Below are 24,781 nucleotides of genomic sequence, written 5' to 3' on the forward strand. Positions count from 1 at the left end.
AAGCCCCGCTGGATTGCGGGGCATTTCATTTTGCGATGCCGCATCAATGTTTGTGCCGGTGCAGCCAACCCATATGGTGCGAATCAAGCCACTGGGCCATCCCCTCGGCGGGGTGATCGCGCCTGTAACGTCGTGCCACCATCAACCCGGCAACCAACAAGACCGCCAAGCCAACAACGAAGTAGATCATAGACTGGGTCATGGCAGCCTCCTTACCAGGTCGCGACCATGGTTATATTGTAGGTCAGCGGTTACCGAAGTGGCGCGCGGGGCTTGCGATGCAGCCGTCGCAGCTACTCGTGTTCGGTAATCCGCGGGCCGGGACGCCGCTGATGCAAGCCGTGCCGACGGTGGCGCTCGATCTGCCTCTTAAGGTGCTGGTGTGGCAGGACGGCGACGGCCGCGTCTGGCTCTCGCATAACGCGACAAGCTATCTACAAGCGCGGCATGGCGCGCTTGTAGAGTTGATGAAAGCCATTGACGGCATCGGTGCGCTCGTTCAGGCAACTGCGGCCGACTGAGCCGATCGAAGTCAAGCGCGTGTCGGCGACCGTGCAGCACGAATACGAATCGCCCAGATTTCCTTCAGCTTCAAGGGCGCCTTCCGTCCAATCAGCTTGTCCTCGTTCCAAGGTATCCCGTGTGCCTTGCCGTGCGCGGATGGTTCCATGAACATATCCCAGAGGCTAGGGAAGAACTTCCTGCGCCCGCGCGGTGGATGGCCCGCCGGCTAATGGATGTTGCTTCGTCGGTCAGCTGACTTCCGCTCGGCAGCCTTTCCGGACATTCGCGACCCAAGCGGCCAATTCGACCCTCCCAAAGCGGCCCTTCAAAATCTTCACGCGCTAAGTTGGCTGGACTTTACAAGCACGGAACCCGAAGGCTGTTGGCGTAAAAATCGAAAACCCAAGTTCGACACAAGCAGACCGCAACCGCTCGGTGAGTGATGTTCCGTACACATCGAGGAGGGCGTAACCCGGACTGCCCCGGTAACTGTTGTGATGATCATCGACGGAATCCAGGATTGCGTCGCACCAACTTTCCCGATCCTGTCCGAATTGACGGAACGTCGTGATCCCATTTTTTGCCAAGTGCCGGAGCGGCGTGGGCGACGCCTTCCAGATCTGTTCAACGATAGCAACATTCGCAGGTGTATCCACGATCCATGTGTGTTGCACTGTTGCTGCCACATCCCGAATACGAAAGCCGAAATCTGGATCTACGATGAGTGCGATAGTGTCGGTCGCTGTCATTGGTTCCCCGCAGACAATAACAAGTGTATTGAGCGCTTTCAGGCATGCCGCTCCTCCAGTTGAATCATTGAACGAGACTCGTCTCCTTCCCGTTCTTCTGTAATGGATTATGGATACGTCGATTGTCGAGGATTTGGACGCTATCGTCGACTGACGGCTCTTGGCCGAACCCTGTCCCACGACGACGGGCTCAGCTCGACCCACAACAGACTGAGGTGACTTGGAGACCGGCAACGGCGTGCGCGGCGAGGCGCTGTATGTCATCGCGGTCGAGCGTGTGTTGGGCGTGCGCGTAGTCAGTGGTACGTCGTCGTAGACGACTGCAGCTTCGTTAGCGCGCCGCGCTTGAATCGAAACCAGCCTTGCGAGCCTTGCATCACGACCTCATCGCCTTGCCAGAACACGCGCTTGACCGTCATGCGCGTGCCACTGCGCTGCACAAGTGGAGGGCGGTGGCGAAAGTCGTACAGCACCGGGCCGGAATCGGTCTGCACGAGCGTGCGGTCAACAGTGTCATTTTCGTTGTCCATGTCATCGAAATGCGTGAGCGTGCTCGCGCCAAATCGATCGAAAATTTCCTTGTCGAGCATAGCCGCAAAATCGTGGTCGATGCGCACGAATTGCAGTTTGCCCGAGGGCGTGCCGAGCGGGCCGGACGCGTTGCTTTGCGCATGAACGCAAGTCGCGAAAGAGGCGGCTGCAAGCGCAGCGGCGAATAGTCGTCTCATGTTGCCTTTTAGGTTCAGCGGCGTCTCCGACGACGGAGCACGACTCGCAATCGTTCCTTGGGAACATTGTCGGCGATTTTGGTCGAGACGTCGAAGGTCTGCAACTGGCCGAACGGAGTTTGATGCGATCGGCATAGACCGACCCGAAGCAGCCAATCAGTCAAGATCTACGATCGTCCGCTCCCGGACCGGTATGAGACGATCGTCAATGACGTTTCGACCTTTCGTTCATCAGCCTATGCGGACGCTTAGGACCATTGACTAAGGTCGAAATGGTCGCGGATTGGTCGAGGAAGCGACGACGCTAAGGTTTCAACACGGTTGCCACAATCTCGCTCACCGCCTTTCTGGCCTTTGTCGCCGCACTTTCATCGTATGCCAGGGTCGTGCCGCGCTCGATACATGAATCGGTGTACGTAAACGGCTGCTTGGTTCTGGCATTGATAAGCAGCCCGTTCTCGACCTCCATAGTCCGGCAGTTTCGTGTCGTTTGCGCCTGCGGCATTTGCTGAGGTTGCTTGAGCGCCCGCCAGTCGAAGACATGATAAGCGCCGGCATACTCCGTCAGTTGAACGTCGTTGCCCTTCGCTTTCAGCCGCTCTACGTATGCGCGGCATGGCGCGATGGAAGTGTAATTGTCGGCGGCACCGTGAAAGATCCGCACCGGCCTGGCAACGAGGTCTTCGTCTTCGAGATAGGTGTTGGAACAGTCTGGATAGAAGGCGATGTAGGCCGCGAACTGGACGCCCGACGGAGCGTGCATCCGCTGGAACCGCTTCAGGCTCGCGTAAAGCGCGCTCTGTCCCCCGCGCGAAAATCCCATGAGCATTATCCTGGCCGGATCGATTCTGGGGTGCTTTGAAAGAATCTCGAGCGCACGGTAAGCGTCCTCGGTTTGCGCCAGGCGACCGAGTTGAGATTGATCGTTATTTGTGTTGACGATGCCGCGACCCGAGAAGCTGTCGATGACAAAAGTAGCCACGCCCATTGAAAGAAAATCCTGTTCCCAGTCCGTGACGTAGCCGCTAACCCCACCGGAGCCGTGAAGCAGGATGACGAGCGGAAGCCGATCGGCCCCGCCCCGGGGAAGCCGGAGTTCGCCGGCCACCGTGACTGGTTTGCCATCCTCGCGGCCGGCCAGAAACTCCTGGTCACTCAGCGTGACGGACGGAATCGGGATCACCTCCATTCGCACTACCTGCGCGTGTCCGGCATTTGCCAGGCAGCCAAGCATGATGAGCAGTGCAATCTGGACGAACAGGTACCTCTTGGTTGCCTGCATGGCGCCCCCTTCTTCAGCGCTGGTTCGTGCGGAGATTTGCCTGCTGCAGTATAGGCCAACCTCGGGGAATCAGCCTTGCGCCCTGGTGGGAGACTGACCTGCTGCAGCGCCCCATGGCGCCCGGTCATCGGACTGAACTGTGTCTAGCGGCTTCCCCTGTCTCGATCTCGCCGAGGAGCTGCAGCGCGGTTGCGCCAGAGCCCAGGGGCAACGCTTCATACACGCGCTTCGATCGGCAACCGTCGCATGCCAGCCAGTAAGCGGACGGTCGCAAATCTGCTTCGAGCGGCTCAACACGGCCTCATGATTGACAGTCATTGCCGCCGCAACCGGCGTGGCGAACGAGTCGCCGCGCCGACGGCTACAGATAAGTGCAACAATAAAAAGCCGTCAGCGCCCTTTGAAACTCATCCTGTGACACGGAGGCGAACATGTTGGCGATCGCGAGGAAACGGGTTGTGGCAACGGTGAACAAGGTTCTCGAAGCAGGGCTGGCGCCGTGGTTTGCGTCGGCTCTCGCGAGCGCTGCGCTCACCATCGGCCCGGCGCAGGCGCAGCCGCCGTCGTTCGAGACCTTCGCCGTCCCGACCGGCAGTGCGCCGCATGACGTCGCACCGGCGCCGGACGGCGCCGTGTGGTACACCGCGCAGGCGCAGGGCGCGGTCGGACGGTTGGACCCGCGTAGCGGCAGGATCGACAGGATTCCGCTCGGCGCCGGATCGGCGCCGCACGGCGTGATCGTGGGTCCCGATCGCGCGGCGTGGGTGACGGACGGCGGCCAGAACGCGATTGTGCGCATCGATCCGAAGACGCTCGCCGTCACGCGTTTTCCGCTGCCGAAGGACCGGCCAGACGCCAATCTGAACACCGCCGTGTTCGACAAACAAGGGCATCTGTGGTTTACCGGACAAAGCGGCATCTATGGCGAACTGGATCCGCGGCGCGCCCGCATGCGAGTCTTCGATGCGCCGCGCGGGCCCGGGCCCTACGGCATCTGCGTGACCCCGGGCGGTAGCCTGTACTTCGCGTCACTGGCGGGGAGTTATCTCGGTCGCATCGATCCCGGGAGTGGTGCGGCGCAGGTCATCGAGCCGCCAACGCCGAAGCAGGGCGCGCGCCGCGTATGGTCCGATTCGAAGGGGCGCGTCTGGGTCAGCGAGTGGAACGCAGGAAAAGTCGGCGTATTCGATCCCGTGACGCATCAATGGCGCGAATGGCGATTGCCCGGCGACGATCCGCACGCGTACGCAATATTTGTAGACGACCAGGATATCGTCTGGCTCAGTGAATGGAGCGCCAACGCGCTAGTGCGCTTTGACCCGCGTGCCGAGCGGTTCGAGGTGTTTTCGCTGCCACGCCCGCACGCGAACGTACGTGAGATGATGGGCCGCCCGGGCGAAGTCTGGCTGTCCGAATCCGGCACCGATCATCTGCTGCTCTACCGGTCCCGCGCAGCCGATGCAAACGGGAATTGACGGCCCACTGCGCCGGCACTGAAATTCTGAAGTCCGCTCCGCCACGCGCGCAGGTCCAGCGCAAAAACGGCCTAGAGCAGCTGCAGAGTTTGCGGATCGGCTTCACCGCCGAAATACTTGCGCAGCGCTTCCACAAATACGTCGTTGTCGCTCGTGGCGCGCGCGAACAGGCTGATCGACGATCGAAACTTCAGGGAGTCCGGATATCCGAAAATTTCCTCTATGGAACGCTCTTTGACGAGGTTGACCAGTCGCGTCGATTCGCGCAGCCGCGGGCCGAGTAACGGGTGGCGCAGATAGGCTTCGGCCTCGGCCAACGACGAGATCGCGAACCGCCGCGCCATGGCGCTTGCCCCAAGGCCCTGGATTTGCGGAAACACGAACCACATCCAGTGGCTTCGCTTGCGTCCCTCCGTCAATTCATCGCATACCTGTGCGTACACCGGGTCCTGGGCGTCGACAAAGCGCTGAAGGTCATATAGATCGTCCATTTCGTATTCCGTTGATGCCGGCGTGGAAATCCACCCTTGGATCCCGATTCCCGCACCTGTTTCCCACCTCGTCCGCCGCCCGCCGCGGCCATTACCTGCTGCCCGATGCGGCATCGAGCGTTGCGTTTTTAACGATAGCGCATCGGCGGCCTTCGCGCTCCCGCAACATCGGCAGCGCGGGGCGATCGGCTGAGTTCGACCCACAAGGTGGACCACATGGGCGCTTCGGCCCCGTCTGGCTGGAAAGGCATCTTTTGATTGTCGATGTGCAGAAGCACTGGCGCGGATCTATAACAGTATTGCGGCCCGAAGACAACGTGCTGCCTGCTCGCCGGCCCCGACGTCGGCAATTCAACCTTGGAGGTTTAGCGAATACAGCCTGATGAATCCATGCTTTGTCGGTTCGAATCTCGATTAGCCAAGTATCGGAGGTAATCATGGAGTTCGAGTACCGCGGCTGGGTCATTGACGCAACCCCGGATTTCTCGCTGGGTCAGTTCTTTGCGCACGCGCGACTGATCCGCGCGTCACCTGATGATGATGCGGACACTGAAATGCACATCGAGCGCAATCTTGCCTGGTTCGAAAATCAGGACGAGGCGATCCAGGTTGCGCGCCAACGGGCAATTGAGTGGATCGACGCGCGCGAAGGTAACATCGCCAGCCCGGACACTGATTCATCTATACAGACCAAGACCCTGGTCAAGTGAAAGTCCGGATACATCACCCTGGTGTCAGACGACTGGCCCTGTGGCCATTCGGCAACGCCCGCGGCCGCGATTAAGATAGGCCCGCCCCACGGTAGATGCGGCAATGCGGCCTCCCGCATATATTCAGACGAGATACCTGATTGCTTCAGAAACGCGGATGTGTACGATGGAACCACCGTCAGCGCCCCTTGCGCGACGTGTGTGTTTCGGGCCGCAGCAATGTCTGCGGCTTTTTTTACAGGCGGAATCTCTTCAGCGCTTACGCAAGCTATCCGGCGTCGCTAACTTCGACGGCACAAACAGCCTGCGCGGACTTACCGAAGGGAAAACGGCGGCCTCAGGTGTCGCCGACCATCGATATGGGCTTTTGCGTATTCAACGGCAAACAGGCATGCCGCGCTCTCTGATGCGAAGTAACCAAGAATGCCCAATGCTTCGCGTTTGCCGTTCCGGTGCGTGACTATCGCTGTTGCCGCGTAGCCCGGCATCGAAATTGGGGCTAGAGGCATGATCGTCGACGTCTTGTATTCCACGGAATCAGCGTGCATGGCATGTCGCTCCTTGTGGTCGCCCGGCGCGCCGACTGTGGCGCCTCGCGATTTCCATCCTAGAACATTTGCGTCGGGATCAAAAGGTGCAGGGCCGATCGGCCACAAGGGTCGGTTGACGCGGCCGTGATCAGGCCACCCCAAGCCGCCGTCACAGGTAGGCCGGTCAAGAGAAGAAGCCTCTGATCAGAAGCATCCAGTAACGAACTGTTTTCAGCGCGCAAGCGAGTCGTCCACGACCCGTTGCCCAGCGCTATACCCCGCCATGAGTGCCTCGGCCTGCGTCGCGAACGGTTGCTGGGGGGGCGCCGCGAGGCGTAGCGGCGCAACCACGGGGCGAGTAGCGCCCACGGCGCCCACGGTTCTGATTTGTACGACAGCTACGAAACCCCGCGGGGGCAATAGCGTAACGCTCCCTGCGGTCTCCCACACCGGTTCAAGCTCCACGGTGACCTCAAAGCCTTTGTATCCGTAGATTCTTTTCATTGACGACCTTGCCTGCCTGCACCGACCGGCTCTGAAACTGTGAATGCCCGTTGCAGTAAAGTGTACATCTCCCTGACAGCATGGCGACGAAGGGCATCGTCGAATACCTTCGGTCGCGAAAGTCCGGCCGGCGACTTGCCAGAATGCGTTAGCTGTTGTTTCACGTACCATTCGTACGTTTCGTTCTGGCAGCTGACGCGAGGTTGGGTGGAGAGCGGACGTTCCCGTGTCTACGCCGCGTCCGCCCCGCGCCCTGCGTGTGCCAACGCCAGCGCCAGCCTTGCCCCCACCTCGGCATTGTGTTTCACGAGCGCGATGTTTGTTGCCAGGCTGCGTCCACTCGTCAGTGCCTTGATGCGAGCCAGCAGGAAGGGTGTCACGGCTTTACCGGTGATTCCTTGCGCCGTGGCCTCGGCGAGCGCCTGCCGGGTCAGCGCGTCGATCTGTTCGAACCTCATCGCTGCCGCTTCCGGCACCGGCGTGCTCAACACCACGCCGCCCACGAGGCCCAGATCCCACTTGGTACGGATGAAGCGTGCCTGCTCCGCCGCGTCGTCCAGCCTGAAGTCCGCGCGAAAGCCGCTGTCGCGCGTGTAAAACGCAGCGAAATTGTCCTGCTCGCAACTGAGCACCGGCACGCCGTGCGTTTCCAGGTATTCCAACGTGAGCCCGATGTCCAGGATGGACTTCGCACCGGCACAGACCACCGCCACCGAGGTCTTCGCCAGTTCCTGCAGGTCGGCCGAAATGTCGAAGGTTTCCGGCGCGCCCCGGTGCACGCCGCCAATGCCGCCGGTAACGAAGACCTCGATGCCGGCCAGGGCGGCACATATCATCGTGCCAGCCACTGTCGTGGCGCCGAGCCCGCCGCCGGCCAGCACTGCCGGCAAGTCGCGGCGGCTGACCTTGTGTACCTGGTCCGAGCGGCCGAGCAGTTCCAGCTCGTCGTCCGAAAGGCCGATGCGGATTCGCCCGCCGATCAGTGCGATAGTCGCGGGCTCGGCTCCCAGGTCACGGATCGAGGCCTCCACTTCGCGCGCAGTGCGAACGTTCTCTGGATAGGGCATGCCGTGAGCGATGATGGTCGATTCCAGCGCCACGAGCGGGCGGCCGGCGGCCTGTGCCGCGGCCACAGGTGCGCTGCAGGTCAACCACGAGTGTGCAAGGTCCGCAACCATGTCGATGTTTTCGGCGGTGTGATTCGTTTAAGTATGCAACACAAGGCGGGTCCACGGGTCGCTGTGCAAGTGCGGGGCGCCGCTTACCACCATGCCCATTGCTAAAAAAGCGATCCACTCGGTCTGCGCACGCTCGCTCCTGTCGACCCGGAGTAGGATGGTCGATGTCGGGTCGGGAGGTTCCATGCCACCGCTACGCGCAATCAATCTGCTCCAGTCGAAGGAAGGTGCCCGGCTCCATGGTCCGGAGCTCGACCGATGGCGCCGCTGGGGACCTTATCTGAGCGAGCGGCAATGGGGCACTGTTCGCGAAGACTACAGCGAATACGGCACCGCATGGGACTACTTTCCGCACGATCATGCGCGCAGCCGCATGTACCGCTGGGGTGAGGACGGCATTGCCGGATTCGGCAACGACCCGCTCGACTGGTGCGTATCGCTCGCGCTCTGGAACGGGCACGATCCGATCATCAAGGAACGGCTCTTCGGGTTGACGAATGAAGAAGGCAATCACGGCGAGGACGTGAAGGAGCTTTACTTCTATCTCGACGGCACGCCGACGCATTCGTACATGAAGATGCTGTACAAGTATCCTCACGATGCGTACCCGTACCAGGATCTGATCGACGAAAATCTGCGGCGCGGCGCCGATCAGCCCGAATATGAAATCCTCGATACGGGCGTGTTCGACGATAACCGCTACTTCGACGTCTGCGTCGAGTATGCGAAGCACACACCTGACGACATCGTGATGCGCGTGACCGTCGAAAACCGCGCGGATCAGCGCGCGGCGCTTCATCTGTTGCCGCAATTCTGGGCGCGCAACAGATGGGCGTGGTCGGGCAAGCCCGGCAAGCCGTCGCTCACGCTGGAGTCGAATCCAGAGGAGGGCGCGTGCGTGGTGGCACACAATCCCGCGCACAATCGCGCGCTCGGAACGATGATCGTGACGGCGTCGGCGCAACAGCCGATCGAGTGGCTCTTCTGCGAAAACGAAACGAATGTGCGCCGTATTTTCGGCATCGATGGAGCGGGGCCGTTCAAGGACGGCTTCAATGACTACCTCGTCGACGGCGACGAGCAGGCAATCCGGCGCGACAAGGGCACCCGCGCCGCCGCGCATGTGGTCCTGCGGTTCGCGCCTCATGAGCGCTCGGTGCTGTATCTGCGCTGGCGCCCCGAACCGGCTCCGGATGCCGTGCCGCTCGACATGAACGAGCTCTTCGCGCGTCGGCAAGCGGAGGCCGACGAATTCTATGCGGCGCTTCAGCACGACATCCCCGATGCCGATGCGCGGCTCGTGCAGCGTCAGGCGCTCGCCGGCATGCTGTGGACGAAGCAGTACTACCAGTTCGACGTGACCCGCTGGCACGACGGCGACCCCGGCCAACCGAAACCGCCGAAAGGACGCAGGCACGGCCGCAATGCGGACTGGCGGCACATGTGCAACGGCGACATCGTGTCGATGCCCGACAAGTGGGAGTACCCATGGTACGCGTCGTGGGACCTCGCGTTTCATGCGGCCGCGTTCGCCATGATCGATCCCGACTTCGCGAAGAAGCAATTGCTGCTGCTCGTGAAGGAGCGCTACATGCATCCGAACGGGCAATTGCCCGCCTACGAGTGGGCGTTCGGCGATGCGAATCCGCCCGTTCATGCCTGGGCAACATGGCGTGTGTATGAACTCGACCGCGAGGTGACGGGCGTTGGCGATCACGCGTTTCTCGAAGTCATGTTCCACAAGCTGCTGCTCAATTTCTCGTGGTGGGTCAACCGCAAGGACGCCGATGACCGCAACATCTTTCAGGGCGGCTTTCTCGGGCTCGACAACGTGGGCATCTTCGACCGGTCTTCGCCGCTGCCGACCGGCGGCCGCATCGATCAGGCCGATGGCACTGCATGGATGGCCTCCTACGCGCTCGACCTGATGCAGATCGGCCTCGAACTGGCGATGACGAACAGCGCGTACGTCGAAATCGCGGTGAAGTTCTTCGAGCACTTTCTGTATATCGCGGAAGCGGTCAGTTGTAGCGAAGGCTGCAGTACAGGGTTATGGGACGAACACGACGAATTCTTCTACGACGTACTGCATCTTCCGGACGGAACCCGTGTGCCCATGTGCATTCGTTCGATTGTCGGGTTGATTCCGCTGTTCGCCGTTCACGTGCTCGAGGAGCGGGTGTACGGCCATCTGCCGGGCTTGCGCGAACGGCTGGTGTGGTTTCTCGAACATCGGCCGAATCTGGCAAAGCTGGTGTCGCGCTGGACCGAACCCGGCAAGGGCAAGACCACGCTGCTCTCGCTGTTGCGCGGACACCGGATGAAATCGCTGTTGCGCCGCGCACTCGATGAAAACGAGTTTCTCTCGGAGCACGGCGTGCGGGCGCTGTCCCGTGTGCATCGCGATGCACCGTACGTCTTCGACCATGACGGCGTGAGCTTGCGCATTGAATACCAGCCAGCCGAATCCGACTCGCGTGTTTTCGGCGGCAATTCGAACTGGCGCGGGCCGGTCTGGATACCGGTCAACTACCTGCTGATCGAATCGCTGTATGAGTTCTATCGCTACTACGGCGATGAGTTTCGCGTCGAATATCCGACGGGATCGGGCAAGCGATTTTCGCTGAGCGAGATTGCCGACGACCTTGCACGGCGCGTCACCACGCTCTTTCTCAAAGATGCACAAGGCGTGCGGCCCGTGATGGCGGCCTATCCGATGCTGCAAACCGACCCGCGTTCGCAGGATCTCGTCCTGTTCCATGAGTACTTTCACGGCGACAATGGACGCGGCGTCGGCGCTTCGCATCAGACCGGCTGGAGCGGGCTCGTCGCGCTGCTGCTCCAGCCGCGCATGATGAAGTTGTCCCATGTCGCGCCTGATGCTGCGTCGGTGGCCGCGCCAGTGGCCGAAGACACAGCACCGGCCATGGCCCGGTAGCGTGTCGGCTGCTGGAAGGCTATTGACGTACCATGCACGATGAATTGTTCGACCCCGTGATTCAAGGAGCAATCGATGGCTACCGAATCTCCCGCAGGCGAACTCGGCCTTGCCGCGCCCGCGTTTTCGCTGCCCGCAACTGACGGGCGAACCTATACGCTTGACGACGCGCGCGGCACGAAGGGGCTCGTCGTGATCTTCATGTGTAACCATTGTCCGTACGTGCAGGCTGCATTACCGCGGATCGTGCGCGAAGCGCGCGAGTTGGCGGCACTGGGTATCGGCACCGTGGCGATCAACTCGAACGACGCCACCGCCTATCCGGAGGATTCGTTCAAACGCATGGTGACGCTCGTGGCCGAGCGGCAGTTGCCTTTCCCGTATCTGCATGACGAGACGCAGCAGGTTGCGCGGGCGTACGGCGCGGTGTGCACGCCGGAGTTCTACGGCTTCGACGCCAACTTGCTGTTGCGATACCGCGGCAGGCTGGATGCTTCACGCAAGGATCCGGTTCCCGACGCGCGCCGGGAACTGTTCGAGGCGATGCAGCAGATCGCGCAAACCGGCGTCGGCCCGGAGATGCAGTATCCGGCGCTCGGATGCTCGATTAAGTGGCGGAGTGCATGAGGCGGCGACGCATGGGGTGTCGCGTATTCCATGGCTTCGTGCGCTAACGTCCGATGAGGCAATCTCCGAGCAGTCGGCGACTGTGATGGCGCTGTCGCCGCGTGCGACTGCTTCGCCTGCGCGCGTCCAGTCGGACAGCATGGCTCCCCGGGGGTAGGGCGACGCGAAAATCTCCTCGATAGGCAACAGCGGTGCGCGTTGAGCGCCAGCCCGTCGACCCAGTGGAGACTCAGCGTCGGCGACTTTCAAAGTAGAACGGCCACCCGGTTTGCTGGTGCCGGTGGCAAGTCGTCGGCCTTTGCCGACATTCGTAGCCGTGCAGTGTTGCTGATGAGGGTCCGCTTTTGAGCAGTTCCGAATCAGGCAGCAAGCGGCCAACAGCGGTCACTCGCTGGATACGGGCCGCATACATTCCAGCGACCGTTCCGCTCGCAAATGCGGTCTTTCGAATGTTAGCGAAGATGTCGTCTCTTCGATCCAAGCGATCGGTCGAATTATCCGAGCGAATGTCTCTTGTTATCCGCAAAGTGGCCCTGTCCGTTATCGATCGATAGTGCCGTAGAGCTAATATTTCATGGCCTCGATGCGGGCGGCCGCGGTCGCTGCGCTACATTCCTTGACTGGAGCTAAAGAAGCCGTGATTCTCGTTAGAAAACGCTGGGAACCAGGTTCTCACCACCGGATACCTCGATGACGGTGCCGGTTACATAAGGGTTGGTCATCAGGAACAGCGCAGCGTGTCCAATATCATCTGCTGTGCCTGCGTGTCGCGCCGGAAAGGACTCACGTACTTTTGCTCTCAATGCCTCGCGCTCGTTATCGGACATGACGCGCCACAAGTTTGTGTCGACATAGCCGGGACGTATCGTGTTAACTCGGGTAGGGGCTAGTTCGAGTGCGAGTGAGCCCGATAAGGCTTCCACCGCGACAAACGCAGAGGTGACAGCGCTGAAGCCGCTCTTATGTCGCGCTGCCAAGCCACCGGTAAGGAAGGTAATCGAGCCGCCGGCTCTCAGGTGGGGCGCGGCATAACGCGCACAGGCCCAACTGCCCAGGAACTTATTTTCTATATAGCTTCGGACGCCGCGCATATCGTCGTCCATGAAAGTCCCCCAGGTCCCCAAATCGGGCCCTGCTGTGACGGCGAGATGGTCGAATGGTCCTATGTTGTCAAAGGCCTTTCTCACCGCTGCCTCATCGCAGATATCCAAGGTCACTTGTTCGAAATTAGCCAAATCCCGACGTTCCTCCGCCGAGGTGATACGCCGACTTGCGACCGTCACGGACGCACCCGCTGCATACGCCGCGTGCGCAATTCCAAGGCCAATTCCTGTTTTCCCGCCAACCACCACCACTTTTTTTCCTGAGAGGCTCAGTAAGGGCGGTGACGAATGTTCTCGATGATTTATTGCGGTGCTCATGGCTCTAGTCCTATTTGATCAGTAGTTTCGTTGTTGATCCAGGAAGCGCCGCAACTTATCGGCCAAAAAATCGATGAGCGGCGTTCCTTCCAACAGGGGTTTCAAGGTGCTCGATGGGCTTGGGCGGCTGTGACGCATTGTTTGGTTAAAAACGTGTTGCCACGCTAGCTTCTGCTGTCGTTCGACCGATTGATCGGGCACGCATCGATACTAATTTGGTCGGTTAAGATTGATAATGGGCAAATATTTCATAGGTATCATTCTTTGAAAGAATAGGTCGGTCTGCCCCCCGGGAGGTCCGCAGTCGATTCCTGGCAAGGTTCATGCGAGCCCCGCCAAGCTCGCCAAGGAAATGGAATGGATCGATTTCATGAATTGACCGCTTTCATCACGGTTGCAGAAGCGGGTGGTTTTTCCGCTGCCGCGCGCCGGCTTGATGATTCGCAATCTGGAATGAGCAAATCCATCAGTGCATTGGAGAAGCGGCTCGGTGTGCTGCTTTTCAACAGGAGCACGCGCAGTGTGACGCTGACCGATCAAGGGCGAAAATACTATGACCGTATCAAGCCGCTTCTCGAGGAAATGGACGAAGCGGACGGGGAGCTAACCAGCAGCTCGCTGGAAGTCTCCGGTCTTGTCAGGATCGCTGCACCCTCTACATTTGGCCGGCTTCATGTCCTTCCGCTGATCCCACAATTGTTGGCACTTCATCCGAAGATCAAGTTGGATCTTGGTCTTTCGGACAGCGTCCGAGATCTGCTTGCGGACGGGATCGATTTAGCGATTAGAGTCGGTCCTGTGCACGATCCGGATGCGGTGGTGAAACGGGTGACGGGCACTTCATTGGTATGTGTTGGGTCTCGCCGTTATTTTGCTCGACACGAGGCGCCCACGGTCCCGGAGGATCTTGTCAATCACAATTGTCTTGTCTACAACGAGATGACGAATTGGGCTTTTGGCGGCCCAAAAGGAGAATTTAGCGTGCCCGTGAGCGGCAATCTTTCTTCGAACAGTATGGAGACGATTCTTTCCGGGGTGCTTGCTGGTATAGGCATAGGCATGTTTTCCCGGGCGTCGTTGGTAGGTGAACTCCAGCATCCAGACATCGTTACCGTGCTCGATCAGTTTATGAATGAAGCGAGAGACGTCAGCCTCATCTGGCCAAAGCGTAGGTTTGTACCAGCCCGTGTGCGGCTGGTAACTGATTTCTTCGTGACGACGCTCTCTCAGCGTGTTTGAGCACCATGTGGCAAATAGCCCATGACGATCTCCGTTCATGCGAAGGGATGGTCAAGTTAGCGACTGAACGGGTAGGCCCCCGCATTCGCACCGATCCGACTGGCCGTTGAACAACCCCAAAGCGGACATATGCCTCTCGAGTGCGAACGACCGTTTCCGTCGTTCAACTGTCATCCGGTTTGATCTAAGAATGGCCGTCGTACTCCGAAAGCGGGCGTTGAGATGGTCCCGGTTCGAAGGGCGGTTCAGGGTCGCAAGTACGCATCCGCTTGAAGTGATAGCTGACGTTCGCGGCTGCCGAGGCGCGAATGTCGGGAAAGCGACCAGTAGCCGCCTCATCGATGCCGGTACCTGAGTGTCGGGTATGGCCGATCAACCGTCTGTCACTTCGCGTCAGTGATCGGCAAGTCGTCGGCCGAAGCTGACGGATCGCCAATCCCCACTGAGATGACCGCTTCGCTGCGCGAATCGGACATTGCTTGATTGAAAACTGCGAACGTCTGTTTTTCGCCGTCGATGTATGCGAGCTTTCCGGCCCGCAGCTGTCATTCGGGTGTTTGCGACGACAACGTCCGCTATCAAAGTCTAAGCGCCTTTTCCCTCGATTCCGGACTCATTCCGCTCGTCGGCCCCCTTCACTGTAAGCCGCCGTTCGATTGGCGAAGCCCCTCATCCGAACCGAACACAATAAACAGGCGGCAAATGCGCTGAAATCAATTGCCAGCTTTCGCCGCCGTCGTGGGACGTCCATAGCGAGCCGGTGGTCGACCCCATCGCCAGGCGCGTGCCGGAGTCATCTACAGCGAGCCCGTGCCGATACACGAGGTCATACGCCGGTGCTGGCGGCAAGCCATTCGAGAAACGCTCGAACGTGCGGCCGCCGTCGCGTGTGCGCGTGACGACGAGCCGGCCGTCCACCGGGATCCGGCACTGGTCTTTCACGGCGGGCACGAACCACGCGGTGTCCGGCTCGTACGGATGCACGGCAACCGCGAAGCCGAAGCTCGATGGCTGCGCTTCGATCCGCTGCCAGTGTGCCGCGCCGTCGGTCGAACGGAAGATTGCGCAGTGATGCTGCGTCCACAGCGCATCTGGATTTGCCGCGCATTGTACGACCCGGTGCGGGTCTTGCACGTTGGCATCGCCGCGCCGCTCCGGCGGCATGTAGTCGGCCTCCATGCCCTCGGCAGTCACGCGCCAGGTCGCGCCGCCGTCGGCGGTTTGCCAGACGCCGCCGCACGATACGCCGATTGTTACATGCTGGCTGTCGCGCGGATCGACCATCACGGAATGGATGCCCGGCGCGTCGTAACCGCCTCCGAACCATTCGCGGCACTCCGGGCGATCCCACAGCGCACGGTTGAGCACCCATGTGTCGCCGCCATCGCCGGAACGGAAGAGCCCGCCGCGAATCGTGCCGGCCCACAAGACGCCCGGCTCGTCCGGGCCGCCGGTTTCGAGCGACCAGATTTGTTGAAGCGTCCAGGCAGGGGGTGGCGGGCTGGGCACGGCGGCGCTCGCATTGTCGGCGCTCGTGTCAGCGCCGGTGTCTGCATTCGCGTTTGCGCCGTCACCGGCACGCGTCTCATCGGCAGGCTGCGGCGGGTAGACGGGAACCGCGCACTCTTCCCAATCCGCCATGCCCGCGCGCCGGCGATGCAGCTTCACGCCGAAGTGGCCGAGATTGAGCGCGGCATACAGCGATCCGTCGCGCGAATCAGGCAGCACCATGCTCACCGGCTCGCCGGCGAAATGCAACTCACCGAACTCCCAGCCGCCCTTGCCATTGGCTTTCAGAACGAACAGACCCTTGCGGGTCGCGACAAGCAAGCGATCGCTCATGTCGAGTGTCTCCTGTCGACCAGATGTCGATCGGAGTTGGCGCTTTAGCTGTCGGCCGGAGTTAATGCTTCAGCATTTACTCCGGCCCCATGCAGAGCACTTACTCCGATCCCATGCAAAGCTGTTAGCGCTTCAGCTGTCGACCAGAGTTCGCGCTTTAGCGCGTTACTCCGGTCCCATGCAAAGCTCGAGTACAGATGGAACCCCCTTACCCGCCCGACAGCGCCTGTACGACGTAAACCCGGCTTTGCTCGCCGAGCGCATCGGACAGATGTTGTCGGTCGCGCACCCGCCGGCCGTCGACAAACACGGCGAGATGCCGCCGCAGTGAGCCCTGATCGTCAAGGATGTAGCCGCGTAGTCGAGGTTGCGCGGCGAAGACGGCCTCGAGCGCTTCGCCCAGCGTGCGCGCGTCGATCTCGCGCTCGGGCGTTGCGATATGTCGCTGAATCGAAGCAGCGAAGAAGATATGCGCCATGGCGGAGTAGCGTCGCGGGGATGACAGTGTCCGTTGGTTTTGTAGTTTAGGCGATTTGCCGGTTGTTTCGGGGCATCGCCATCCACCAGACGATAAGCGGCATGACTCACCGCCCTTCACGTATCGACATCTAACTTCTCGCCGATGACAGCTCGATGCGCTTGCGCTGCAGGAACCGGCGCACGGCCGGATCGCGCTCGAGTCCGATCGCGAGATCGTACGCGCCGAGCGCTTCGGCCGTCGCGCCGGCACGCGCGAGCAGATCGGCGCGCGCGGCCCAGTACGGCTGGTAGTCGGCCAGCCGCGGATCGTCCGCATACGGCTCGAGCGCGTCGAGCGCCGCCTGCGGGCCGTCCCGTTCCGCCAGCGCGAGCGCGCGGTTCACCGCGACCACCGGCGACGCTGCAATCGCGAGCAGCGCATCGTAGAGCTGCACGATCTCGTCCCAGTTCGGGCGATGCGTCCGGCAGCGGTGGACGTGCGCCGACTGCAGCGCGGCCTCGAGCTGAAAGCGTCCGATTGCGTTGAATGCGCTTGCGCGCCGCAGCAATGCGTTGGCTGCGGCGATCATCGGCGCGTCCCATGTCGCCGGATCCTGAGCCGACAGCGGCACGTAGTCGCCGGCTGCATCGCGTCGCGCATCGCGCCGCGCCTGCGCATATAGCATCAACGCGAGCAGACCAAGCGTCTCTGGCTCTTCGGGCAGCAGTTCGACGAGCAGTTGTGCAAGAAACAGCGCCTCGCCGACGAGATCGCGCCGCTCGGTATCGCCGCCGACCGGATCGGTCCACCCTTCCGCATACGCCGCATAGACCGCTTCCAGCACCGCAGCGAGCCGGCCGGGCAACTCCTCGCGCTCCGGTACGCTGAACGGAATGCCCGCCTCGCGGATCTTGTTCTTCGCCCGCACGAGGCGCTTGCTCATCGCGGCGGGCGACATCAGGAACGCGGACGCAATCGTCTTTGCTTCGAGCCCCAGCACCACCTGCAGCATCAGCGGCGTGCGAATCGCGGCCTCGAGCGCAGGGTGCGTGCACGCGAACAGCAGCGCAAGCCGCCGGTCGGGCAACATGCCTGCTTCACGCTCGTCGATCTCGTCGGCGAGGATCGCGAGCTGGTTCGCCACTTCGTCGCCGACACGGCGATGACGCGCGCCATCGACCGCCCGGCGGCGCGCAACCGTCATCAGCCACGCTTCGGGATTCGCGGGGCAGCCGCGCTCCGGCCAGTCCGCGAGCGCGGCCGCAAACGCGTCGGCCAGCGCGTCCTCGGCCGCGGCGACGTCGCGCGTGCGCATCGCCAGCAGCGCGACGAGCTTGCCGTAACTGCGGCGAGCGACCGCCTCGGCAATCGAATGCGCGGCGCCGTCAGCGTCACGGCTGCCGCCGGATGGACTCATGCAGCAGATGGCGCGTCGTAGGGGGCAGTCCAGACCGGGCGCACTTCCATGAGGCCGTGCGCCGCGCCGGGACAACGCGACGCCCACGCGATCGCCGCGTCCAGGTTGGGCACGTCGATCAGGTAGTAGCCGGCGAGCTGCTCCTTCGAATCGGAATACGGTCCGTCAAGCACCTGCGGCTTGCCGTCGACGAGCCGCACCGTGGTGGCCGTGCTCGTGTGCTGCAGCCGGTTAGCGCCCACCAGCGCCTCCGCTTTTTTCAACGATTCGGTGTACGCCTGATATGCGGCAACCCCTTGCTGCCGCTCGCTGTCGGTCATCTGGCTCCAGCCGTTTTCTTCCGAATAGATCATCAATAGGTATTGCATATGAGCCTCCGTCATGGGGTTAAGGCGGGTGAATTACATTGGACCGCCATTACAATGACGCTCGGGCCGCATGCTGACGGACAGGCGGCGTCGAAAAAATCGCGAACGGCGCGCTCGCCTTAAGCGTTCGCCTCCGTCGAGGACCCTGCGCGCGGTCACTTCGGGCGAGCCCGCCATCCCCTCCGCGCGGCTATCAATTTCACCGCACCGTTGCAGACCGCATCAAAGCCCGGTTCCCGCAGGTATCGCAATAATCTCAGCGAGAATATCTGATTTTCAACTGTCCCAGTCTTGACACCGACAAAGGTTCGAGAAGAAGCGCCCGACTTCTCCAGCGATCGCTCTGTCGATGACCTGCCGAGTGACTCGAAAGAGTAAATGACTACACCTTGAAGCTGTCGATTAGGTGGCACCCGGCCCGCGGTCCGTTCAGGGGGCGAAACTTCGCATACGCTTGCGGCGGGAGCTCACATTCGCGCTGCCTTTGTGCGAACGTCAGGAAAGGAACCTGTAGTGGCCTCACCGGCGACGATGCCTGAGTGTCGGCAAAGGCCGACGACTTCCCGATTACTGACGCGAAGTGACAGACGGTTGATCGGCCGAAGCGGTCGTTCGTGGCAGCAAGTCGATGTCGGTGAATGTCCGTTGACGGGCGGGGTTGGGCGTCGGACCGTACCCGGCCAGCTACGACGTCGGTCATATTGCTCGCGCGGACGTTCGAATGTCGCGTTTTGCTCAAACGAGGGGCCTTCGTGCGCGGATCGAGACGGGTACATCTCCGGCCCAGATATAGATTTTGCCACCGCTAATCGATCGTTCACGGGGCAACGCGGAAGACACTCGCCATTTCCCCAAGACCACTCTTGTCGTGTAAACCCTAAAGTTTTTTCGTCAAGCGTCGATATAACGTATCGTCGCGATGTGGACTCAAAGAATACAAAATTGGGGGCAACAGATTGGTACATTGGGAAATTTTTTGTGGATCATCGCGGGGCGGCCTGTTCGTTAACCTTGGATGGATAGCTAACAACTCCTTATTTGCAGCTTGCCGCCAATTAAAAAATAACTGAAATGCATCTACTCGAATCGTAGAAATTGACCAAAAAAGGGCTTAGTCGTGACCATCAAACAAGAGGCGCGGGATCGTTTCTTTTCATCGCATTCGGAACAATTGAGTCTTGCAGACGCTTTGGATGAAGCGTTCGACGTTACGTTCGGAAATCAGCATGGTGGCCAGTTTATGTGGCTTTGCGACCCCAAGAACGGTGTGGCCGAGCGTTTCGGGTTACAAAAAGAAATAATCGTCTTATATTCGCCGCATATAAAAACGGATGCGCGAACGCTTACAAATCTAGAAAACATAGCTGCCTCTCCTGATTTTAGACACCGTGTGGATAAGGTTGTGGCGATTATTATTCACGAGGGGGAGTTGGAGTCAACGGCCGATTTACTAAAACAGACAAATGACTGGATAATCGTTCCAATTCAAGCCAATGAGCTTCGTAACAAGCAGCGTGGCGCCTTTTTCCTGCGCTCAAGGCTTGCAGAGCGCATTGGAACATTTGACTTGTTCGGCATGTCTTCTCCTATTAAGCATGACAAGTATTTCTACGGCAGGGATCCGCTAGTTCAGGAGGTAATTCAACGGATTGTCGTTCGCAAAGAAAATTCCGGAATTTTCGGCCTACGGAAGACCGGAAAGACGTCCGTTATGTTTGCTCTTCAGCGACGCCTTTTCGATAAAGGGGCGTTGGTGGAATACATCGACTGCCAAAGCCCCGGAATCTACGGAGCTAGATGATGGCAGCTCCTGCAAGAAATAGCGTCTCGGCTGAGTCAGACTGTCAAAAACAAGTTTTCAAAAGAGGTCCCGGATATTGGCGTCTATGATGCCTCAAGCGCAGCCAATAGTTTCAATCATTTCATCAAGCAGGTTGTCGAGGTTGGAAAATTTGGCCAAGTCGTTTTGCTCCTGGACGAGATAGAGTTCATAACACCAGGGATTAGCAACAATTTGGGACTGCACTGGGACGACGACTTTGTGCCCTTTTGGCAGACCATTCGATCGATCTCGCAAGAGCTAGGCGGAAGTCTAGTTTTTGTCGTTGCCGGTGTTAATCCTTCTAGTGTCGAACAATCCCATTTCGAGCGCATTCAAAATCCTATTTTCCAGCTTGCCGTCCCGTATTACCTGGAGCCGCTGAATCGCTCCGATGTTCGCGATATGGTTAGGTCTATTGGGAAGTACTCCGGGTTTTATTTCGATGAGCAATGCTATGACTTTCTACAAGACACCTATGGTGGTCATCCGTACCTGATTAGACTGACCTGCAGCGAGGTTGCCCGCTCCAAGGGAAGTGTTCCCGTGGAAAGGAAGGTGAGCATTACGAGAGAGGATTTTGAGTCGCAAATGAGCGCAGTCCGCGCTCGCCTGTCTCAGCCGATCAAAGATATCCTACTGTCGCTCGTTTGGTGGTATCCCGACGAGTACGACCTTTTGCTTTTGCTCGCAAATGGCGATACGGAATTCGTCCTTGAATTCCTCAAAGATACACCCGAAAAGGCTGTTCAGTTTGTTCGCTATGGCTTGGTGCACTCTATAACCGGTACGTTTGCCATCAGGGATTTGCGAAATTTCTTGATGGAATATGGCGTATCCTATAAAGGAATTATTTCTCCATTCAAACGAGGGGATCTCCCTCTTGAGATGCTTCCGGAACAGCCGGACCTCCTTGATTTATCCGAGCTGTTTGAGAAACGAACAGAAGTCGAAATCGCTCTGCGAAGGTACATTTTGATGGTGCTGGGTTTTAAGTTTGGATTTGACGACAAACAAATCTCTCAGCAAATTGTGAAAGGCCTTCGGACGCGAGTGGGAGGCCCGGATCAAAGCCAACTTTTTGTTGGTCGTCGTCCGCAGGAGGCAATAAATGAGCTTTTTTTATCGGATTTGAAACCAATTTTTAAATTTAATTGGGAAGATTTTGGGCCGACATTCGATAAAAAGCTGGATCGTTTTGAAATGAATATGGACACAATAAATATTGCTCGGCGGTATGAAGCGCATGCGAAGCCGGTTCCATCAATTGACAAGGAGGAGTTTATTAACAGCTATTCTTGGTTTCAGACCCGGCTGAGAAAGGTCCCCTCCCTAATGTAGGCATTTTAGCTTCCAAGCTTCTCGGCAGCGGACATCCAGGTCCGCCTTGCGTGAGATTTAGCGAACAGTGGCTTCGGCCCAGAACGTGTCGGCGGCCGTAGGCTAACGGATGACCGTTTGACCTCGAAAGCTGCCGTTCAGATGGAGACGCATCCAAGGGTAGAAGTGGGTCAACTTCTGTCCGAGGCTTCGCTCGTATGCAGCCATTCGTTGCGCCAGTACCGCGATGAACTGTGACCGTCCGCATAAGGCCGAGATCCGGCCGCTCCCGAGCCCTAAGCCGGACCTCAAAGCCCATGTCTGTCCCGGCGCAAGCCGGCGACATCGGGATGCTCTTACCGTAAAGGCGAAGCTTTGAATGACGTCCGGAACGCCGTCCTGCAAAAATTGGCAATTCAGGCTAGGCTACCCAACGGGCCGCCTTTGCGCCGTACCGGGCTGGCCAAGCCACAGGTTATTCCCGTCAGGAAAGCAATGACACAACAGCTAACAATCGATTTCGTATCCGATATCGCATGTCCATGGTGTGCGATCGGCCTGTCGTCGCTGCAGCTTGCGCTATCGCGCCTGGGCGAAGCGGTCGACACTCAAATAGTCGTACATCCCTTCGAGTTGAATCCGCACATGGGGCCGGACGGCGAGGCCATTGTCGACTATCTCGGCAAAAAATACGGACGCACGCCGGCACAGATCGCCGAAACGCAAGCCATGATCCGGGAGCGTGGGGCGAGCGTCGGTTTTGCCTTCGGCCCGCGTACGCGTGTCTATAACACCTTCGATGCGCACCGCCTGATGCATTGGGCCGGTATCAAAGGCACGCAGTTGCCACTCAAGGTGGCGTTGCTGCGGGCTTATCATTCCGAGGGTAAAGACCCGAGCGATCACGAAGTTCTGGTCGACGCGGCCCAATCCGTCGGGCTCGACGCTGTGGAAGCACGTGAGGTACTGCGCAGCGGCGACTATGCCGACGAGGTTCGTGCGGAAGAACGGGAATACCAGGCAGCGGGTATCCAGTCAGTGCCGGCGATCATCTTTAACGGTCGCTATCTGGTGAGCGGCGGACAACCCGTGGAAACCTTCGAGCAAGTCATCCAGCAGATTCTGGCCGAAGCGTAGTGCGGCAGCCGCGCCTACGCAGCGGCTCGGCAAGGTGGTGCTTCATGCATGGGTCGAAAAAAAAGTCATTCAACCTTGTCCATAGCAGCCGTTCGCAACAGCGTAAGGTCACAGGCGATGACTGTCTGCTTCGGCCGAACAGCAGCCTGACCGGAACTTCCGCAGTCGACATCCCAGCCCCAGCAGTCAACAGCGGACATACTTTTTCGTTCAGTCAGGACGGCGAAAACTTCCTGCTCGACGGCGAGCTTTTCCAGATCCGCAGCGGGGAGATGCATCCCGCCCGCATCACCGCCGAATACTGGCAGCATCGCATCCTGATGGCCAAGGCGATGGGGATGAACTGCATCGCCCTCTACGTCATGTGGAATTACCACGAAACGAGTCCCGGCGTTTTCGATTTCCACACAGGGAACCGCAACATCGAAGCATTCATTCGACTGTGCCAGCAGGAGGGGATGTGGGTGTTGCTGCGGCCGGGTCCCTATATCTGCGGCGAATGGGATCTGGGCGGCATTCCGTCGTACCTGTTGAGTTATCCGGACATCCAGCTCAGGACCGACTCCGCTAACGATCCTCGCTACATGTCGGCGGTAGCTCGCTACATCAGGGCGCTGAGCCCGCGCGTCGAACCACTGCTGGTGAGTAACGGTGGACCGATCCTGATGATTCAGATCGAGAACGAATTCGGCTCGTACGCCAGCAATCCAGCTTACCTCGAAGAGATACGGCAGCTCTGGCTTGAAGAAGGGATACATGGGCCGTTCTATACCGAAGACGGCATCAGGCAGCTTGAACAGAATCGCACCAACGTCACCGGCGGCGCGATTGCATTGAGCAATGGCGATGCAGAGCAAATCGCGGCCGTGCGGCGGGAATTTCCGGCCGTTCCGGCGATGGCCGGCGAAGTGTATCCAGGGTGGCTCACCCATTGGGGCGACGAGACGCTCAAAGGCACGGCCGTCGACATCTCCGGCACGTTGGACGCGCTCATGCAACTGAAGCTGTCGTTCAACCTCTATGTCGTTCACGGCGGCACCAGTTTCGGCTTTTATGCCGGCGCAAACGTGGATGCCGATTCAGGCGAATATCGACCCGACATTACTAGCTACGACTACGCAGCACCCATCAGCGAGCAAGGCGTGGCGACGTCGAAGTACATGAAGTACCGCCGCATCATCGCCCGCTATCTATCGACGCCGTTGCCCGATATACCCAAACCTGTCCCGACGATCAGGCGCGGAGGACGCCAGGCCTTGATGCCGGATCTTTACGCGTCCATTTGGGACAACCTGCCTGCCGCGCTCCCGGCCGCACAAACCGTCCAGCCCCAGCCGTTCGAGATGGTTGGGCAGGCATTCGGTTTCGCGCTGTATCGCAAGAAGCTGCAGAGCTATCGCGGTGGTGTGCTGGATATCAAGGATGTTCACGATTACGCGACCGTTTTCGTCGGCGAGCAATATGTAGGCGGCGTGTCGAGAGCGCTCATGCCAGAGCACTGCGCGCGGCCGCTGAATGTCACGCACCGCGCGCCGCTTGCATGTCCGTTCCCGTCGCCGGACGGTGCCGTATCACTGGAGATTCTCGTGGAGGGCATGGGTCGTGTTAATTACGGCCACGCGATGACCGACCGCAAAGGCATTCTCGAACCAGTCACGCTGCGGGTTGCGGGAGGTTCGAGCGACACGCTCACCGGCTGGGAAGTCTTCCTGTTGCCGATGGATACCGCGTTTATCGCTAACCTGCGCGCCGTCTGTGCGAACCCACTCAAGGCCGGACTGTTCTTCAAAGCCACCTTGCCGTTGGATGAAGTCGGTGATACCTATATCGACATGAGTGGCTGGACCAAAGGCGTCGTCTGGGTCAACGGGCACAATCTCGGCCGCTACTGGAATATCGGCCCGCAAAAGCGGCTGTATTGTCCAGCACCCTGGCTGCGGCAGGGTAACAACAAGATCGTCATCTTCGATCTCCATCAGCTTGAAGCGAAACCGGTTGAACTAGCGCGCACGCTATCGTAAAGAAACCGCCGGAAGCCAACG

23 protein-coding genes are annotated in these 24,781 nt (G+C 59.6%); 10 read left to right on the forward strand and 13 right to left on the reverse strand.

Annotation, left to right across the window (positions count from 1 at the left end; genetic code table 11):
- Positions 1 to 43: 43 nt before the first annotated feature.
- The gene (locus AC3WOG_RS25715; RefSeq protein WP_492580697.1) at positions 44 to 202 is read right to left on the reverse strand and encodes an LPXTG cell wall anchor domain-containing protein; all 159 of its coding nucleotides are present in this window, start codon (positions 200 to 202) and stop codon (positions 44 to 46) included.
- A 76-nt stretch (positions 203 to 278) separates the two neighbouring features.
- Here AC3WOG_RS25715 and AC3WOG_RS25720 point away from each other — a divergent pair, with 76 nt between their 5' ends.
- Positions 279 to 521, forward strand: a complete 243-nt coding sequence (locus AC3WOG_RS25720; protein WP_492580698.1) for a DUF302 domain-containing protein — start codon at positions 279 to 281, stop codon at positions 519 to 521.
- A 324-nt stretch (positions 522 to 845) separates the two neighbouring features.
- Here AC3WOG_RS25720 and AC3WOG_RS25725 read toward each other — a convergent pair whose 3' ends face one another.
- The 3 genes from AC3WOG_RS25725 to AC3WOG_RS25735 all read right to left on the reverse strand — a co-directional run bounded on the left by AC3WOG_RS25725 (position 846) and on the right by AC3WOG_RS25735 (position 3,263).
- Complete coding sequence (locus AC3WOG_RS25725; protein WP_492580699.1) at positions 846 to 1,253, reverse strand: hypothetical protein; 408 nt, start codon at positions 1,251 to 1,253, stop codon at positions 846 to 848.
- Positions 1,254 to 1,549: 296 nt separating this feature from the next.
- Complete coding sequence (locus tag AC3WOG_RS25730; RefSeq protein ID WP_492580700.1) at positions 1,550 to 1,981, reverse strand: hypothetical protein; 432 nt, start codon at positions 1,979 to 1,981, stop codon at positions 1,550 to 1,552.
- A gap of 304 nt (positions 1,982 to 2,285) precedes the next feature.
- Positions 2,286 to 3,263, reverse strand: coding sequence for a dienelactone hydrolase family protein (locus AC3WOG_RS25735; protein WP_492580701.1), 978 nt, complete (start codon positions 3,261 to 3,263; stop codon positions 2,286 to 2,288).
- A 431-nt stretch (positions 3,264 to 3,694) separates the two neighbouring features.
- On the opposite strand from AC3WOG_RS25735, the gene AC3WOG_RS25740 reads away from it, so the two are divergent.
- Positions 3,695 to 4,738 (forward strand): Vgb family protein, encoded by a 1,044-nt coding sequence (locus AC3WOG_RS25740; RefSeq protein ID WP_492580702.1) that lies wholly within the window; start codon positions 3,695 to 3,697, stop codon positions 4,736 to 4,738.
- Positions 4,739 to 4,809: 71 nt separating this feature from the next.
- Here the strand turns inward: AC3WOG_RS25740 and AC3WOG_RS25745 are convergent, their stop codons facing one another.
- Positions 4,810 to 5,229 carry a DUF1810 domain-containing protein gene (locus AC3WOG_RS25745; RefSeq protein ID WP_492582450.1) on the reverse strand — a complete coding sequence of 140 codons (420 nt, stop codon included), beginning with the start codon at positions 5,227 to 5,229 and terminating at the stop codon, positions 4,810 to 4,812.
- A gap of 437 nt (positions 5,230 to 5,666) precedes the next feature.
- Here AC3WOG_RS25745 and AC3WOG_RS25750 point away from each other — a divergent pair, with 437 nt between their 5' ends.
- On the forward strand, positions 5,667 to 5,939 hold the full coding sequence (locus AC3WOG_RS25750; protein ID WP_492580703.1) for a hypothetical protein: 273 nt from the start codon (positions 5,667 to 5,669) through the stop codon (positions 5,937 to 5,939).
- Positions 5,940 to 6,253: 314 nt separating this feature from the next.
- On the opposite strand, the gene AC3WOG_RS25755 is transcribed toward AC3WOG_RS25750, so the two are convergent.
- Complete coding sequence (locus tag AC3WOG_RS25755) at positions 6,254 to 6,487, reverse strand: hypothetical protein (RefSeq protein ID WP_492580704.1); 234 nt, start codon at positions 6,485 to 6,487, stop codon at positions 6,254 to 6,256.
- Positions 6,488 to 7,203: 716 nt separating this feature from the next.
- Positions 7,204 to 8,151, reverse strand: a complete 948-nt coding sequence (locus tag AC3WOG_RS25760) for a pseudouridine-5'-phosphate glycosidase (protein WP_492580705.1) — start codon at positions 8,149 to 8,151, stop codon at positions 7,204 to 7,206.
- A gap of 184 nt (positions 8,152 to 8,335) precedes the next feature.
- Here AC3WOG_RS25760 and AC3WOG_RS25765 point away from each other — a divergent pair, with 184 nt between their 5' ends.
- Positions 8,336 to 11,089 (forward strand): MGH1-like glycoside hydrolase domain-containing protein, encoded by a 2,754-nt coding sequence (locus AC3WOG_RS25765; RefSeq protein WP_492580706.1) that lies wholly within the window; start codon positions 8,336 to 8,338, stop codon positions 11,087 to 11,089.
- 75 nt (positions 11,090 to 11,164) lie between these two features.
- Positions 11,165 to 11,716: a thioredoxin family protein gene (locus tag AC3WOG_RS25770; protein WP_492580707.1), complete on the forward strand. Its 552-nt coding sequence runs from the start codon at positions 11,165 to 11,167 to the stop codon at positions 11,714 to 11,716.
- Positions 11,717 to 12,363: 647 nt separating this feature from the next.
- On the opposite strand, the gene AC3WOG_RS25775 is transcribed toward AC3WOG_RS25770, so the two are convergent.
- A complete protein-coding gene (locus AC3WOG_RS25775) occupies positions 12,364 to 13,137 on the reverse strand; it encodes an SDR family oxidoreductase (protein WP_211606885.1) in 774 nt (257 codons plus the stop codon).
- Between the two features lie 357 nt (positions 13,138 to 13,494).
- Here AC3WOG_RS25775 and AC3WOG_RS25780 point away from each other — a divergent pair, with 357 nt between their 5' ends.
- Positions 13,495 to 14,376, forward strand: coding sequence for a LysR family transcriptional regulator (locus tag AC3WOG_RS25780; protein WP_492580708.1), 882 nt, complete (start codon positions 13,495 to 13,497; stop codon positions 14,374 to 14,376).
- A gap of 669 nt (positions 14,377 to 15,045) precedes the next feature.
- Here the strand turns inward: AC3WOG_RS25780 and AC3WOG_RS25785 are convergent.
- From AC3WOG_RS25785 to AC3WOG_RS25800, 4 genes are all read right to left on the reverse strand, one after another.
- The gene (locus AC3WOG_RS25785) at positions 15,046 to 16,218 is read right to left on the reverse strand and encodes a WD40/YVTN/BNR-like repeat-containing protein (RefSeq protein ID WP_492580709.1); all 1,173 of its coding nucleotides are present in this window, start codon (positions 16,216 to 16,218) and stop codon (positions 15,046 to 15,048) included.
- Between the two features lie 208 nt (positions 16,219 to 16,426).
- Complete coding sequence (locus AC3WOG_RS25790) at positions 16,427 to 16,696, reverse strand: MoaD/ThiS family protein (protein ID WP_429258514.1); 270 nt, start codon at positions 16,694 to 16,696, stop codon at positions 16,427 to 16,429.
- Positions 16,697 to 16,826: 130 nt separating this feature from the next.
- The gene (locus AC3WOG_RS25795) at positions 16,827 to 18,095 is read right to left on the reverse strand and encodes an RNA polymerase sigma factor (protein ID WP_492580710.1); all 1,269 of its coding nucleotides are present in this window, start codon (positions 18,093 to 18,095) and stop codon (positions 16,827 to 16,829) included.
- Complete coding sequence (locus AC3WOG_RS25800; protein WP_492580711.1) at positions 18,092 to 18,463, reverse strand: YciI family protein; 372 nt, start codon at positions 18,461 to 18,463, stop codon at positions 18,092 to 18,094. Before AC3WOG_RS25800 ends, AC3WOG_RS25795 begins: the two co-directional genes overlap by 4 nt.
- 1,117 nt (positions 18,464 to 19,580) lie before the next feature.
- Between AC3WOG_RS25800 and AC3WOG_RS25805 the strand changes: the two genes are divergently transcribed.
- The 3 genes from AC3WOG_RS25805 to AC3WOG_RS25815 all read left to right on the forward strand — a co-directional run bounded on the left by AC3WOG_RS25805 (position 19,581) and on the right by AC3WOG_RS25815 (position 22,739).
- Positions 19,581 to 20,264: a hypothetical protein gene (locus tag AC3WOG_RS25805; RefSeq protein ID WP_492580712.1), complete on the forward strand. Its 684-nt coding sequence runs from the start codon at positions 19,581 to 19,583 to the stop codon at positions 20,262 to 20,264.
- Between the two features lie 213 nt (positions 20,265 to 20,477).
- On the forward strand, positions 20,478 to 21,623 hold the full coding sequence (locus AC3WOG_RS25810; RefSeq protein ID WP_492580713.1) for a hypothetical protein: 1,146 nt from the start codon (positions 20,478 to 20,480) through the stop codon (positions 21,621 to 21,623).
- A 474-nt stretch (positions 21,624 to 22,097) separates the two neighbouring features.
- Positions 22,098 to 22,739 carry a DsbA family oxidoreductase gene (locus AC3WOG_RS25815; protein WP_492580714.1) on the forward strand — a complete coding sequence of 214 codons (642 nt, stop codon included), beginning with the start codon at positions 22,098 to 22,100 and terminating at the stop codon, positions 22,737 to 22,739.
- Between the two features lie 65 nt (positions 22,740 to 22,804).
- On the opposite strand, the gene AC3WOG_RS25820 is transcribed toward AC3WOG_RS25815, so the two are convergent.
- Complete coding sequence (locus AC3WOG_RS25820) at positions 22,805 to 23,017, reverse strand: hypothetical protein (protein ID WP_492580715.1); 213 nt, start codon at positions 23,015 to 23,017, stop codon at positions 22,805 to 22,807.
- Here AC3WOG_RS25820 and AC3WOG_RS25825 point away from each other — a divergent pair.
- Positions 23,012 to 24,760 (forward strand): beta-galactosidase, encoded by a 1,749-nt coding sequence (locus AC3WOG_RS25825; RefSeq protein WP_492580716.1) that lies wholly within the window; start codon positions 23,012 to 23,014, stop codon positions 24,758 to 24,760. The two genes, AC3WOG_RS25820 and AC3WOG_RS25825, sit on opposite strands and share 6 nt — an antisense overlap.
- Positions 24,761 to 24,781 lie beyond the last annotated feature (21 nt).

The sequence above is a fragment of the Paraburkholderia sp. FW306-02-B genome, from assembly GCF_058782725.1.

Excerpts from the sequence above, each read along its gene's own strand:
- AC3WOG_RS25745 (WP_492582450.1), bottom strand. The coding sequence starts at position 5,229 with ATGGACGATCTATATGACCTTCAGCGCTTTGTCGACGCCCAGGACCCG.
- AC3WOG_RS25760 (WP_492580705.1), bottom strand. The coding sequence starts at position 8,151 with ATGGTTGCGGACCTTGCACACTCGTGGTTGACCTGCAGCGCACCTGTG.
- AC3WOG_RS25825 (WP_492580716.1), top strand. The coding sequence starts at position 23,012 with ATGCATCCCGCCCGCATCACCGCCGAATACTGGCAGCATCGCATCCTG.
- AC3WOG_RS25765 (WP_492580706.1), top strand. The coding sequence starts at position 8,336 with ATGCCACCGCTACGCGCAATCAATCTGCTCCAGTCGAAGGAAGGTGCC.
- AC3WOG_RS25725 (WP_492580699.1), bottom strand. The coding sequence starts at position 1,253 with ATGACAGCGACCGACACTATCGCACTCATCGTAGATCCAGATTTCGGC.
- AC3WOG_RS25790 (WP_429258514.1), bottom strand. The coding sequence starts at position 16,696 with ATGGCGCATATCTTCTTCGCTGCTTCGATTCAGCGACATATCGCAACG.
- AC3WOG_RS25780 (WP_492580708.1), top strand. The coding sequence starts at position 13,495 with ATGGATCGATTTCATGAATTGACCGCTTTCATCACGGTTGCAGAAGCG.
- AC3WOG_RS25775 (WP_211606885.1), bottom strand. The coding sequence starts at position 13,137 with ATGAGCACCGCAATAAATCATCGAGAACATTCGTCACCGCCCTTACTG.
- AC3WOG_RS25715 (WP_492580697.1), bottom strand. The coding sequence starts at position 202 with ATGACCCAGTCTATGATCTACTTCGTTGTTGGCTTGGCGGTCTTGTTG.
- AC3WOG_RS25740 (WP_492580702.1), top strand. The coding sequence starts at position 3,695 with ATGTTGGCGATCGCGAGGAAACGGGTTGTGGCAACGGTGAACAAGGTT.
- AC3WOG_RS25720 (WP_492580698.1), top strand. The coding sequence starts at position 279 with ATGCAGCCGTCGCAGCTACTCGTGTTCGGTAATCCGCGGGCCGGGACG.
- AC3WOG_RS25800 (WP_492580711.1), bottom strand. The coding sequence starts at position 18,463 with ATGCAATACCTATTGATGATCTATTCGGAAGAAAACGGCTGGAGCCAG.
- AC3WOG_RS25730 (WP_492580700.1), bottom strand. The coding sequence starts at position 1,981 with ATGAGACGACTATTCGCCGCTGCGCTTGCAGCCGCCTCTTTCGCGACT.
- AC3WOG_RS25735 (WP_492580701.1), bottom strand. The coding sequence starts at position 3,263 with ATGCAGGCAACCAAGAGGTACCTGTTCGTCCAGATTGCACTGCTCATC.
- AC3WOG_RS25795 (WP_492580710.1), bottom strand. The coding sequence starts at position 18,095 with ATGAGTCCATCCGGCGGCAGCCGTGACGCTGACGGCGCCGCGCATTCG.
- AC3WOG_RS25820 (WP_492580715.1), bottom strand. The coding sequence starts at position 23,017 with ATGCATCTCCCCGCTGCGGATCTGGAAAAGCTCGCCGTCGAGCAGGAA.
- AC3WOG_RS25750 (WP_492580703.1), top strand. The coding sequence starts at position 5,667 with ATGGAGTTCGAGTACCGCGGCTGGGTCATTGACGCAACCCCGGATTTC.
- AC3WOG_RS25815 (WP_492580714.1), top strand. The coding sequence starts at position 22,098 with ATGACACAACAGCTAACAATCGATTTCGTATCCGATATCGCATGTCCA.
- AC3WOG_RS25770 (WP_492580707.1), top strand. The coding sequence starts at position 11,165 with ATGGCTACCGAATCTCCCGCAGGCGAACTCGGCCTTGCCGCGCCCGCG.
- AC3WOG_RS25785 (WP_492580709.1), bottom strand. The coding sequence starts at position 16,218 with ATGAGCGATCGCTTGCTTGTCGCGACCCGCAAGGGTCTGTTCGTTCTG.
- AC3WOG_RS25755 (WP_492580704.1), bottom strand. The coding sequence starts at position 6,487 with ATGCACGCTGATTCCGTGGAATACAAGACGTCGACGATCATGCCTCTA.